Source organism: Pseudomonas sp. LBUM1643 (genome assembly GCF_059716215.1).
The window spans coordinates 2748860-2762049 of sequence record NZ_CP166813.1 but is presented as its reverse complement, the minus strand read 5'-3'; the positions used below and the strand labels follow the sequence as shown (position 1 = coordinate 2762049).

Here is a 13190-nt window from a genome sequence, read left to right as displayed (position 1 = left end):
TGTCGCACATTGCATACGTATGCAATACCAAAAACAACAACACTCAGGAATTCATCCCATGGCAACCTGGCTCAAAAAAGGTGCGGAAGCATCGGTCATCAAATCGGCCGCCCGCGAAGTGCGTGACACCGTCGAAAAGACCCTCGCCGATATCGAAGAACGTGGCGACGCCGCGATTCGAGACCTCTCTATCCGCTTCGATAACCTTGACCGTGAGGATTACCGTCTCACCAGCGCCGAGATCGATGCATGCATGGCGCAGCTGACCAAACGCGACATATCCGACATCGAGTTTGCCCAGACCCAGGTGCGCAATTTTGCCCAGCACCAACGCAATAGCCTGCGCGATCTGGAAGTCGAAACGCTGCCGGGCGTCGTCCTCGGCCACAAAAACATTCCAGTCAACGCGGCGGGTTGCTATGTGCCAGGGGGCAAATACCCGCTGCTGGCTTCGGCGCACATGTCGGTGATCACGGCCAAGGTGGCTGGCGTGCCACGCATCATCACCTGCGCCCCACCCTTCCATGGCAAGCCGGCTCCGGCAATTGTTGCCGCGCAGCACATGGCGGGCGCCGATGAGATCTACTGCCTGGGCGGGATTCAGGCAATCGGCGCCATGGCCCTGGGCACCAGATCGATTGCGCCGGTCGATATGCTGGTCGGCCCGGGCAACGCGTTTGTCGCCGAAGCCAAACGCCAACTGTTCGGCCGCGTCGGCATCGACTTGTTCGCCGGCCCTACCGAAACGCTGGTGATCGCCGACGAAACTGTCGACGGTGAAATCTGCGCCACCGACTTGCTGGGTCAAGCCGAACACGGCCCTGATTCGCCTGCAATCTTGCTGACGACGTCGGAAAAACTGGCGCGCGAGACCATGGCCGAGATCGAGCGTCTGCTGAAGATTCTGCCGACTGCGGGTATTGCCCGTCAGGCCTGGGAAAGCTTTGGCGAAGTCATCGTGGCGCAAGACGAACAGGAAATGCTCGCCATCGCCAATGACCTGGCGTTCGAGCACGTACAAGTCATGACCCATGACCCGGACTTCTTCCTGAAAAACATGCGCAACTACGGCGCGCTGTTCCTCGGGCCGCGCACCAACGTCTCTTATGGCGACAAGGCCATCGGCACCAACCATACCCTGCCCACCAAGAAAGCCGCGCGTTACACGGGCGGCCTGTGGGTCGGCAAGTTCATCAAGACCTGCACCTATCAAAAGGTCATGACTGACGAAGCGTCGGCGCTCATTGGTGAGTACTGCTCACGCCTGTGTGCGCTGGAAGGATTCTCCGGACACGGCGAACAGGCCAACATCCGCGTCCGTCGCTACGGTCACAAGGATGTGCCGTACGCCGGTATCGCAGAGTAAGAACAGCCTGGCTAAAAAGGGCCGCGACACGTGCGCGGCCCCACAACAAAAAATCACAGCCAATGCGCAGCCCGTCGCTCGCCACCCCTGCGCTTCAGGCCCAGCCACAAAGGACATCCCATGAGTGTCATCATCGCCCTGTTGGCGCTGTTCGCGTTAATGCTCGCTGCCTATCGGGGATACAGCGTCATTATCTTCGCGCCGCTTGCTGCACTCGGTGCCGTTTTACTCACTGATCCCAGCGCGGTTGCCCCTGCGTTCAGTGATATTTTCATGGACAAGATGGTCGGCTTCATCAAACTCTACTTCCCCGTATTTTTGCTCGGCGCCGTATTCGGCAAACTGATCGAGCTGTCCGGTTTTTCCCGTTCGATCGTCAGATCCGTCATTCACGTGCTGGGCAGCAGCCAGGCCATGCTGGTGATTGTCCTTGTCTGCGCGCTGCTCACCTACGGTGGCGTTTCGCTGTTTGTGGTGGTGTTCGCGGTTTATCCCTTTGCGGCCGAAATGTTCCGGCAAAGCAACATTCCCAAGCGGCTCATGCCCGCGACCATCGCCCTCGGCGCGTTCACCTTCACCATGGATGCGTTGCCCGGTTCGCCGCAGATCCAGAACATCATCCCGACCACGTTTTTCGGCACCACTTCCTGGGCAGCCCCCTGGTTGGGCGTAATCGGTTCGTTGTTCGTGCTGATCGGCGGCATGCTCTACCTCGAGCGTCAGCGGCGTAAAGCCCAACGTGCGGGTGAAGGCTACGGAACCGATCTGCGCAATGAACCGGAGACACCGCAGGACATCGCCCTGCCCCACCCGCTGGTGGCGCTGTTGCCCCTGGTGTTGGTCGGTGTGATGAACCTGGCGTTCACGCACTGGATTCCACAGTGGTATGGCAGCCTCTATGAAATCGACCTGCCAGGCTTGAAGGCGCCCATCCAGACCCAAGTGTCCAAGATGATCGCCATCTGGTCGGTGCAGGCAGCGTTGCTGGTCGGGATCGTCACCGTTTTTGTGTTCAGCTACCGGACCATCGTGCGCAAACTGGCCGAAGGTAGCCGCACCGCCGTCAGCGGCGCGATGCTTGCGACCCTCAATACCGCGTCCGAATACGGTTTCGGTGCCGTTATTGCGGCGTTGCCTGGCTTCGTCGCCGTGGTTGAAGCGCTAAAGGTCATTCCCAATCCCCTGGTCAACCAAGCCATCACCATCAACCTGCTGGCCGGGATCACCGGGTCTTCATCGGGCGGCATGAGCATTGCGCTTGCTGCCATGTCAGACACCTTCATCGCCTCCGCCAACGCAGCGCACATCCCGCTGGAAGTCATGCACCGCGTGGCGGCCATGGCCGCTGGAGGCATGGATACCCTGCCCCACAACGGCGCCGTGATTACCTTGCTGGCGGTGACCGGGTTGACCCATCGTCAGGCCTACAAGGACATTTTCGGCATGACAATCTTCAAGATACTCGCGGCGTTTTTCGTGATCGGCGTCTATTACCTGACCGGGATCGTCTGACCGGATGTGATCAGGCAACAGACAACGGCAGCCTCAGGTTGCCGTTCCCCCCATTTCCCTGGAGGCCTGGGGCTGCTCGCGTGCGTAGAGCGTCACGGAGGCGCGCAACTTGTTGCCGCCGAAAGCACACATCTTGTCGAACGCCTTGTGACTGACAGGAAGGTGCTGGCAGTCGAGTGCCTGTCGGTGCTGACTGTGGTCAATGTCCGGGTCATGCAGGTAGACGAAGTCTTCATCATAGTCAGTGACCATGACCCAGTGCGGGGCTTTTGAGCGCGTCAGTCGGTAGCTGCTGATCAGCACCAAGGGTTGACCGCCAGCCTTGAGCGTCTGGGCCAGATCCAGCTGGTTGCTGCTGACCTGCTCCACATCACTGTGCGAAAGCTCGCTGCAGAACGCTTCGTGTACCAGGCGCATGACTTCTTTTTTATGTTCGTCGCGCACGCCGTCGAGAAACAGCGGTCCTGTGACACTGACTTGCAGGCGTACGCGAAACCCACGGCGCCAGGCCGCCAGTGCCAACCCTTGGGGACTGCAACCGCCGTGCCCCGACGTCATGAACACCGTCGTGGCTTCACGCCAGATTTGCAGTTCGTCCCTACGCTCGATCATGCGATCTGGCTGCAGTGCGCTCATGGCCATCAAGAGGCAAGCGGGGCCGCAGGTAAATTCAGTGGTCTGTTGGTAATAAGGCACCTGGAATTCTCGACTTTCCCGATGTTGCAGAATGCGCTTCTCCAGACGCAGCGCATCCACATGGTCTTCGTAGTAGTCGTGAACCACAGCGAAGCGTCGGTATCCATTGCGCTCATAAAGACTGATGGCGACGGGATTATCCGGTCGGACTTCCAGTCGCAGGTAGGCACAGTCGTGTGCGCGAGCACAATCCTCCGCCTGATCCAACAGCCGTTTTCCCAGCCCGAGGCCACGACTGTGGGTGGCGATAGCAATTGAGTACAGACGCGCCAGGGAGGTGCCACGGTGAAACAGGACCAGGCAGTAGCCCACCAGTTGACTGCCGGCTTGCGCAACGATCAGGCTGGCATGGGCTCGGCTGATCATCCACTGAAAACTGCGCGGCGTCAGTCGATCGCAGGTAAAGCACTGGTTTTCCAGCGCCAGCAGGGACTCCAGATCATCGTGTGTCGCGTTGCGAAATACCAGGTTCATATAACCGCCGTAAAAGTTGCGTAACGAAACGAGACTTCCTTGAAATTTCGTGCTTAATAGATAAGGACTTGTTATCCAACGGACCTTCTCTTATGTCAGCGGCACAGGGTTACTTGCGCAAAGTATCAGAGCAAAATCGCTTAACAGCAATATCAAACCCAACTTATTTATCGGGCGAACCTCGAAGAACCAGCCAAGTGGTTATTATTGTCGAACGAAAAGAAGACTGGGCTTCCTACTCCCCTTCGGAAGACGTGATGAGTGCCCAGGAGTACCTCGAGCAATCCCCTGAAAGCGAGATTGGCAAGCGTGTCCAGGTGATTAACCTGTGCCGGAGCTACAAGTATCTCGGGCATGGCTATTACTGTTCACTGTTGGCGGAAGCCCGCGGCCATAAAGTTATTCCATCAGTAAGGACTATCAGTGAGCTGACCCGAAAGTCATTGTATGGCCTGGCACTGGATGATTTGGACAAAGCACTCGACAAAGCACTTAACAACCACCTTTACAGCAATACCGAAGGATTCACGCTGACACTTTACTTCGGTAAAACCAACCTTGAACCGTTGCAAGAACTGGCGCGACAAATATTCGAAACATTCCCGTGTCCGATACTCTTGATTGAGTTCCGTAAAAGCACGAGTTGGCGCATCGAGGGAATAAGGTCCGGCGTTTTGCAAAAATTGCGCGACGACCAGGAAGATCAATTCGCCAACTCGCTGGACAGTTTCAGTCGCAAGATCTGGCGAATGCCGCGTTCACCACGCGTGGCCCGCTACGACCTGGCCATTTTGCATGACCCGCAAGAAGCGCTGCCGCCTTCCAACGCAAAGGCACTCGAGAGTTTTATCCGGGTCGGCAAAAGCCTGGGTATCGATGTCGATCTGATCGAAAAGAAAGACTACTCACGAATCGCCGAGTATGACGCCCTGCTGATTCGCGAAACCACCAGCGTGGATAACCATACCTACCGCTTCGCCAAGAAGGCGGAAAGTGAAGGTCTGGTGGTGATGGACGATCCCACTTCAATCCTGCGCTGTACCAACAAGGTGTACCTGACCGATCTGCTCAAAAGCCACCAATTGGGCATGCCAGCCACCGAGATTCTGTACAAGGAACGACCGGAAGACTTCGAGCGAGTCGGTGAACGCCTGGGCTTCCCCTTGGTTCTGAAAATTCCCGATGGTTGTTTCTCCCGTGGCGTGATCAAGGTCGAAAGCCAGCAAGCATTGCTGGAAGCCACCTGTGAGCTGTTCGAACACTCGGTGCTGTTGCTGGCTCAGGAGTTCTTTTACACCGAGTACGACTGGCGCATCGGCGTGCTCAACCGCAAGCCGATTTTCGCCTGCCAGTACTTCATGTCCAAAGGTCATTGGCAGATCTACAACCACAAAGCCAAGGGCCAGGACATCAACGGCGAATGCCGCACCCTGGCGGTCCACGAGGCGCCGCGAGCGGTGGTCGAACTGGCGGTGAAGACCGCCAACCTCATTGGTGATGGTTTGTATGGCGTCGACCTGAAGCAATCCGGCGACAAGGTGGTGGTGATCGAGGTCAACGACAACCCGAACATGGACGCCGGCACCGAAGACGCTTACCTGCAGGACGATTTGTATTCACTGGTACTGGAAGAGTTCGTCCGGCGCCTGGAACTCAAACGTCGCGGCCAGGCCTGGTGAATGCGTTATTCGACACGCATCCTGCAAAACCCTGACTTTCCCAGTCGATAACGCCAGAGGCCAGATGTGATCAAGCCTTTTCAACTCGCCGATGGGGCGTTGCTACCGGTCGAACACCTCAATGGCGAGGTGATGTTGTTCAGCAATCCCGACATCGCCGAACGGGATCTGCTGCGCAGCGATTTCAAACTGGACGATCACGCGCTGGCTTCGGCACTGGATCCGGACGAGGTCTCACGCATCGAGTTCCACCCGGATAATCTGTTCCTGATCTGGAAGCGTCCGGAAAGTTACTCAGGCGCAGAAAGCCTGACGTTTGAGGTGTCGTCATTCGGTCTGTTGTTCTCCAAAACACGCTTGCTCGTCATTGCGACCGACGACTCCCAACTGAGCGGACTGGGGGAACGGCACCCCTTGCACACGCCGCTGGATGTGCTGCTGGACATGCTGTTCAACAACCTCCACCACTACCTCGGTCACCTCAAGGTGATCAAGATGGTGGCTCGGGAACTGCAGCAGAAGTTCAACACCTCGATGGAGAATCGGCATCTGATCCAGATGTTCAACCTCAGCGAAAGCCTGATCTATTACATCAACGCGATTCACAGCAATGGTGCTGTCCTGACCCGGTTGCGCAACCACGCAGAAAAAGAGCACTTCAGCGCCGAGGCGATCGCGCTGATCGACGATCTGATCATCGAAAACACCCAGTGCAACAAACAGGCGGAAATCTACTCCAGGGTGTTCGCCGGCCTGATCGATGCGCGCGGCAATTTGATGAACAACACCATGAACAACCTGCTGCGCAAACTGACCCTGATCAATGTGGTTTTCCTGCCGCTCAACCTGATCGCCAGCATCGGCGGCATGTCCGAGTTCAGCATGATGACCTCGGCCGTTCCGTGGTGGGTGGCGTATCCGCTTTTTCTCACGGGAATGCTGCTTGCAGGAGGCCTGATGGTCGTTGCGCTCAAGCGTCTGACCCGGGGTTCATCTGGCATGAATGGCCCGCATTGAACGCTTGAGGTGCTGCACAGGCAACGCGGCAGCTTCAACCTTCTCGCGCCGCCGCCCATGAGCCCCGCTGGATACCCGATGACGCTTTACATCTCAACCTGTGTGCCCAGCTCTATCACCCGATTCAACGGCAACTTGAAGTACTTCAGGTTACTGTTGGCATTCTTGAGCAAAAACGCGAACAGGCTTTCTCGCCAGCGGGCCATGCCAATGCGTTTGGTCGGGATGACCGTTTCCCGGCTCAAGAAATAGGTGGTGCGCATCGGACTGAAATCCAGCTCAGCCAGGTGGCAGAGACTCAATGCCTGAGGAACATCGGGCTCCTCGATAAAACCAAAATGCAGACTGACCCGGAAGAAGCCTTCACCATAGGCTTCAACCTCGAACCGCCGTTCAGCACTCACGCGAGGGCTGTCTTCAGACACCACGGTGAGCAATACCACTTGCTCATGCAAAACCTGGTTATGCAGCAGGTTGTGCAGCAGTGCATGAGGAACAGCATCGGCCCTGGCCGTCAGAAAAACCGCCGTCCCTTGCACCCGATGAGGAGGCTGCGTCCGGATGCTACCGATGAACAGGGGTAGAGGAAGCGCAGTTTCGTCCAGCCGCTCGACAATAATCTTTCGGCCCCGCTTCCAGGTGGTCATCAAAATGAACAAGCCAATGCCAGCGATCACAGGGAACGCACCGCCCTGGAAGATTTTTGGTGCATTGGCCGCAAAGTACAGGGTGTCTACCAGTAGAAAACCCAACAGCATCGGGATGGCCAGCCAGCGCGGCGTTTTCCATAGCAGCAGGACGACCGCCGAGGACAGGAGCGTGGTGATCAACATGGTTCCTGTCACGGCGACCCCATAGGCGGCGGCCAACGCACTGGACGATTCGAAACCGATCACCAGCAGCACGACACCAACCATCAGCGCCCAGTTAACCGTACCGATGTAAATCTGTCCCTGCTCCTGACTGGAGGTGTGCTGAATAAACATGCGAGGGACATACCCAAGCTGGATCGCCTGACGAGTCAGGGAGAAAGCACCCGAGATCACGGCTTGGGACGCGATGATGGTCGCCAGGGTGGAGAGCGCGACCATCGGCAGCAGTGCCCAGCCAGGCGCAAGCAGATAGAACGGATTGCGCACCGCCTCCGGATTTTCCAGGATCAAGGCTCCCTGGCCAAAATAGTTGAGTACCAGCCCTGGTAACACCAGGATGAACCAGGCGCGAGAAATCGGCTTGCGACCGAAGTGGCCCATGTCGGCATACAGCGCTTCAGCACCAGTCAATGCCAACACGACGGCACCCAAAATCGCCACACCGATTCCCGGATGAGCGATAAAAAAATGCGCTCCCCAGTATGGATTGAGCGCATGCAGTACTTCCGGTCGCTGCAAAATGCCATGGATCCCCAGCGCGCCTAACACTACAAACCACAGCACCATCACTGGGCCGAACAGGATGCCGATGCGAGCCGTGCCGTGCTTCTGTATCAAGAACAGCGCCACCAGCACGATCACGGACAAGGGCACAACCCAGTGCTCTATTCCGTCAAACGCCAGCTGCAGTCCTTCAACCGCAGAAAGCACTGAAATCGCCGGGGTGATCATGCTGTCCCCGTAAAAAAGCGCCGCACCAAACAGGCCAAGCAGAACCAGTACCTTACTCATGTACGGGTAAGGCGCGGCCGCCCGCCGGGCCAACGCCGTCAGCGCCATGATCCCGCCTTCACCCTGGTTGTTGGCGCGAAGAATGAACAGCACATACTTGATCGAGACCACCCAGATCAATGACCAGAAGATTAACGACAGAATACCCAGCACCCCGTCGTGGTTGGCCTGGACGCCGTAATGGCCGGAAAACACTTCCTTGAGCGTGTACAGGGGGCTGGTGCCGATGTCCCCGTACACCACCCCGACGGCAGCGACGAGCAGTCCTGCCGCTGACGTTTTGCGATGGGTCTCTTCAGTGGCAAGGGTCGCTGCTTCACTCACTTTCTACATCTCGCGTATAGAGGGCCGAAAACGCATTCCTTGAGATTCAAGGCCATTGTGGATTTTATTGAAATAGCTTTTTGATTCAGAGACAAGGGCACGTTTCTGGACACTAAAAGTACTGTCAATTTTGCCGGCCAGTATCGTTGCGAGTAACAGAATCGACCGTAAAAAAAGCGTAAATTTTTTGGGCCCGTTCACCTAAAAGCGAAATGCCACCCCCGTGGTGACGTTGAAAGCATCACCCGGATAGAAGTTCGCCGAGTCGTTACCTTTGGCGTCGTACGCAGTGTTTGCCGCCGTGGCATAGCGCTCGTTGGTCAGGTTACGGGCGTCCAGAAACACTTCCCACTTTTTACTCGGGGCTTCATAGCCCACTTTTGCGCCCCAGATCGTGTAAGACGGCGCGCTGAGGGTGTTGGCAAAATCGACGTAATAGCTGGAAGCGGCGCGTGCATTCAGTTGCGCGTAAAAGCCAGTGGTTTGCCGATATTGAAGCTCGGCCTGATAGACCTCGCGCGGCAAGCTTGGCAGCTCGTTGCCGCCGAACGTGTCGTCGTCCCGGTAGTGGAAATCGTTGAAGGTGTACGCCTGGCGCAACGTCACCGTGTCGCCATTCTGACCTTCCCAAAGCTGCGCATTCAGCCCCGCTTCGATCCCTTGGTGAATGGTCCCGCTGCCGTTGGACGTGGCCACCAGTTGATCTTGCGTGGCCGTTGCCTGACGCACCACGATCGAGAGAAGCTCTTTCTGAATCCACGAGCGGTAAACCGTCAGGCTGCCATCGAAAATGCCGTGCCCGCCGCGAATACCGAACTCCACCGTGTTGCCTTTCTGCGGCCGCACATCACGAATGTAAGGCGTCCCGGTGCTGCCCAACTGCCAGGTCACAGGCGGATCAATCGAGCGGCTGACGTTGCCGAACACTTCAAATTCCGGGGTCAGCTGGTAACGCAAGCCGATGCGCGGGGCGATGTCGTGCTCGTTGTACTCGACCCCGTTGGGAAACGCCGTGGTGTTGGTGCCCGTGGTGTATTCGATCTCCGCCTTGCGCTTGATATCGATAAACGACAGGCCGGTGGACAGCCAGGTACGTTCGCCGAATTGCAGCTCGTTGCCCAAAGAGAACACGGTATCGCGCGAGCCCGTGTAGTTGGTTTCCTGCAGCTTGGTGTCGGTGCCCTTGGCGTGAGATTTCACATCCGCCAGGTACGCGCGGGTATTGCTGAAGGTCACGTTGCTGTCGCTGGGCAAACCGAGGAATGTATCGCCGGTACGCAGGTAGCGCAGGGTCAGGTTGATGTCCTTGGATCGCCAATCCTGGGGCGTCGCGGAGTACCGCCAGCCGTTGTACAAGGGGTAATCGTTATAACCCAGGCCGACTTCCAGCTTTGCATTGTCGTCGAAGGTGTACGTAGTCTTGCTGCCCAGCAGGGTCGATCCATCCTTCTGTCGACCGGTCGGGACGTTGTTGCTCTTTGGGTCATGCTTGATCTGGTACTTGGTCAGCGTATTGCCCTGGGTGAGCGTCTCTTCGCGATAGCGCACAAAAAAACGCGTTTCCAGCTTGGGGTTGAACACATGCCCGAAGTTGGCCACGATGCCCTGCCCTTCGTTGGGCGTGTTGTCCTGATAACCGTCCCGCTCGTTGTGCAAAATACTGACGTAGTAGTCGCTGTTATCGACCACCCCGCCGGTACTCAATTGCTGCTTGCGATAGCCGAAACTGCCGACTTCGAAGCGCGCGTAATTGCCCGGATCGGTGCGACCGGTCTTGCTGACGAAGTTGATGGCGCCGCCCAGTGACAGCGCTGAATAGTTGAAGGCGTTGGCGCCGTACAGCACTTCGGTGTGGTCCACCGACGCCATGTCGAGCATGTCCTCCTGCGTACCGCCCGGCCCTGTCAGCGGCAGCCCGTCAAACAGGAATTTGATCCCCAGCACGTAGCCTTGATAGAACGTATTGAGCCCCGAGCCACGGATCGAAATCTTGTTGGCGCCGGACCCGCTGGTGGCCTGGGCAAACACCCCCGGCTGCAAGGCCAGCACGTCCTCGGCATTGGCAGCCCGACCGCGTTCGATTTCCCGGTTGTCCACCACAGCGGTCTGCCCCGCCACTTTTTCCAGCTGTCGTTGAGCTTTCTGAACCTCGGTGGCCTGGGCTCCGGTGACCACCACCGTGGCCAATGTCGGGTCCTGACCTGTCGGCTGCGCTTGAGCCGCCGCGCAAGTGCCCTGAACCAGCATCATCAGAATGCCCAGGCTGGATGCCGTCTTGAACGGGTCCAGCCCCAGAGCGCGTGCTTCAAACTTCTGCCACATCGTTTCGATACTCCTGGCCTGATTAATGGTTGGAGCATCTATGTGTATAGTCGCGCTCTCACCTCAGCTTTTGCAGGGTTCGTGCCAGCAGAAAACGCAGTAAAAACAGGTAAATACGAGCCTATATCGCGGTGCAGCGGTGCACATTGCTGAAGGGCTGTTTCGCTCACAACACTTGACGTCTTGAAGACGTCCGTTTGAGCAACCAAAGCAGCCGCCCCATCAAATCACACCACCGCTTCATCGAAAGCCGCACTGAACTGACGACTCCACAGGCGTGAATATTGCCCACCCTGACGCAGCAGTTCCTCATGGCTGCCATCCTCGATCACCCGGCCGTTATCGAACACCAGAATGCGGTCCAGATGGGCGACGGTGGACAGCCGATGTGCGACCACTACCACCGTCTTGTCTTCCATGATTTCGTCCAGTTTGTCTTGAATGAAACGCTCGGTGATCGAGTCCAGGCTTGAAGTGGCCTCGTCCATGACCAGGATCGGCGCGTTCTTCAGAAGCACACGCGCGATAGCAATCCGTTGCCGTTGACCACCCGACAACTTCACGCCGCGCTCCCCCACCAGCGACTCATAACCGTCTTCCATACTGTCGATGAACTCGCTGGCGCCCGCGCGATGGATCGCTTCGGCCACCTCATCCATCGAGGCATCCAGGCGCCCGTAATGAATGTTCTCGCGAATGCTGCGGTGGAACAGGCCAGGCTCTTGCGGGATCAGGCCGATCTGCTGGTGCAGCGAATGTTGCGTCGCATCGCGCACATCCACGCCGTCAATCAGCACCGCCCCCTGCTGCACGTCATACAAGCGCAGCAGCAGATTGAGCAGGGTCGACTTACCCGACCCCGAAGAGCCCACCAGCCCGACTTTCTGTCCCGCCGGAATCACAATATTCAGGCGGCTGAAAATCGGCTGGTCAGAACCGTAGCTGAAGCCAACGTCGCGAAACTCGATATCGCCACGCTTGACCTGCAAGGCTGACGCACCGGGCCGGTCAATCACTTCGTGCGGACGAATCAGCGTGCGCACGCCGTTGGCAATGTTCCCGGTCGCCTCGAAGAATTCCAGAAAACGCCGGGACAGATTCCCCACGTCGCTGATGATCAACAGCGAGAGGCTGGTCGACATGACAAACGCGGCGATGTCGATGCGCTGCGTGCGCCACAAGTACAGCGCCACCAGCAACAGCCCCAGTTTGAGGACCACGCCACAACCGGTTTGAAACCAGCGGATCTTCTCCATGTACCCCAGCGAGCGATACGCCGCGGCCACTTCCTTGTCCAGAAACGTGCCCAGATAGCTGTGCTCGAACGCATGACGGGCAAACAAGCGGATGTTGGCGAGGTTGGACACGGCGTCGACGACTTTGCCCGAACTGGTGCTGCGCGCTGCCGAGTATTGTTGGGCCAGAGGATGGCTGCGGCGCGCCAGCAGATAACACACGGCAATGAACAGCAGTGACCAACCCGCCATGAACATCGCCAGCAGCGGCGAGGCCGTCCACAGCAACACCGTGGCCAGGCTCAGCGTGACCAGCAGCGGGATGAGATCGAACAGCAGGATGCTCAGGGTCTGATTGACCCCGAGCGCAATCTCGGACACCCGGTGCGCCAGGGCGCCGGCAAATTCGTTGCTGATGAAACGATGCGAGTGCTGCTGCAGGTAGGCGAAGACCACATGCGTGACCGTGCGCCGCTGCAACGGCAAGACGTGAATGTGGCAACCCGCAGCAGCTCGGGTAAACAGCACTTCCAGCACCAGCAAAGCGCCGAACAGGGTCAACGGCCACTGCAGCACCTCGAATGCGCGCTCGGCCTCCAGCCCGTTGCTGACCGTGCGCGTGATCTGGCCCAGCCCCCACGGAATGAGGATGGTGCACACCACCGCAGCGATCTGCAGCAACAGGATCGCCACGTACCAGCCTTTGAAGTTGCCGATAAAAAAACGCACGAACGCACCCGGCGTGGCCGGCAAATGCTGGACGTTCCAGTTGTGCAGCCGGCGGTCACGGGGCGTGAAAGGTGAAAAAGACGAGGTCATGACGGATGGCATTCCTGAATGACGCCTGTGGCCGCGCAGCTTTCAGGCAAAAAGGGGCACACGAGGTGCCCGGTTCAATAGC

General features: G+C 57.8%; 8 protein-coding genes. 4 read left to right on the top strand and 4 right to left on the bottom strand.

All coding sequences use genetic code 11. The annotated features are described in order from the left end of the window. The first annotated feature begins 58 nt into the window (after positions 1 to 58). On the top strand, positions 59 to 1366 hold the full coding sequence (gene hisD, locus ACA063_RS12485; RefSeq protein WP_497666107.1) for a histidinol dehydrogenase: 1308 nt from the start codon (positions 59 to 61) through the stop codon (positions 1364 to 1366). 120 nt (positions 1367 to 1486) lie between these two features. Then, positions 1487 to 2878: a GntP family permease gene (locus tag ACA063_RS12480; RefSeq protein WP_497666106.1), complete on the top strand. Its 1392-nt coding sequence runs from the start codon at positions 1487 to 1489 to the stop codon at positions 2876 to 2878. Positions 2879 to 2911: 33 nt separating this feature from the next. Here ACA063_RS12480 and rimI read toward each other — a convergent pair whose 3' ends face one another. Beyond that, a complete protein-coding gene (rimI, locus tag ACA063_RS12475) occupies positions 2912 to 4048 on the bottom strand; it encodes a ribosomal protein S18-alanine N-acetyltransferase (protein WP_497666105.1) in 1137 nt (378 codons plus the stop codon). 92 nt (positions 4049 to 4140) lie between these two features. On the opposite strand from rimI, the gene ACA063_RS12470 reads away from it, so the two are divergent. Then, positions 4141 to 5727 carry a RimK family ATP-grasp domain-containing protein gene (locus ACA063_RS12470; protein WP_497666104.1) on the top strand — a complete coding sequence of 529 codons (1587 nt, stop codon included), beginning with the start codon at positions 4141 to 4143 and terminating at the stop codon, positions 5725 to 5727. 66 nt (positions 5728 to 5793) lie between these two features. Beyond that, entirely contained in the window at positions 5794 to 6744 is a 951-nt protein-coding gene (locus ACA063_RS12465) for a magnesium transporter CorA family protein (RefSeq protein ID WP_497666103.1), read from the top strand. 86 nt (positions 6745 to 6830) lie between these two features. On the opposite strand, the gene ACA063_RS12460 is transcribed toward ACA063_RS12465, so the two are convergent. From ACA063_RS12460 to ACA063_RS12450, 3 genes are all read right to left on the bottom strand, one after another. After that, the gene (locus ACA063_RS12460; RefSeq protein WP_497666102.1) at positions 6831 to 8732 is read right to left on the bottom strand and encodes a potassium transporter Kup; all 1902 of its coding nucleotides are present in this window, start codon (positions 8730 to 8732) and stop codon (positions 6831 to 6833) included. Between the two features lie 201 nt (positions 8733 to 8933). After that, positions 8934 to 11054, bottom strand: coding sequence for a TonB-dependent receptor family protein (locus ACA063_RS12455; protein WP_497666101.1), 2121 nt, complete (start codon positions 11052 to 11054; stop codon positions 8934 to 8936). A gap of 227 nt (positions 11055 to 11281) precedes the next feature. Beyond that, on the bottom strand, positions 11282 to 13108 hold the full coding sequence (locus ACA063_RS12450) for an ABC transporter ATP-binding protein (protein WP_497666100.1): 1827 nt from the start codon (positions 13106 to 13108) through the stop codon (positions 11282 to 11284). Positions 13109 to 13190: the final 82 nt, after the last annotated feature.

What these genes read in the sequence shown, in the direction of transcription:
- hisD (WP_497666107.1), top strand. Translation starts at nt 59, where the DNA reads ATGGCAACCTGGCTCAAAAAAGGTGCGGAAGCATCGGTCATCAAATCG.
- ACA063_RS12480 (WP_497666106.1), top strand. Translation starts at nt 1,487, where the DNA reads ATGAGTGTCATCATCGCCCTGTTGGCGCTGTTCGCGTTAATGCTCGCT.
- rimI (WP_497666105.1), bottom strand. Translation starts at nt 4,048, where the DNA reads ATGAACCTGGTATTTCGCAACGCGACACACGATGATCTGGAGTCCCTG.
- ACA063_RS12470 (WP_497666104.1), top strand. Translation starts at nt 4,141, where the DNA reads ATGTCAGCGGCACAGGGTTACTTGCGCAAAGTATCAGAGCAAAATCGC.
- ACA063_RS12455 (WP_497666101.1), bottom strand. Translation starts at nt 11,054, where the DNA reads ATGTGGCAGAAGTTTGAAGCACGCGCTCTGGGGCTGGACCCGTTCAAG.
- ACA063_RS12450 (WP_497666100.1), bottom strand. Translation starts at nt 13,108, where the DNA reads ATGACCTCGTCTTTTTCACCTTTCACGCCCCGTGACCGCCGGCTGCAC.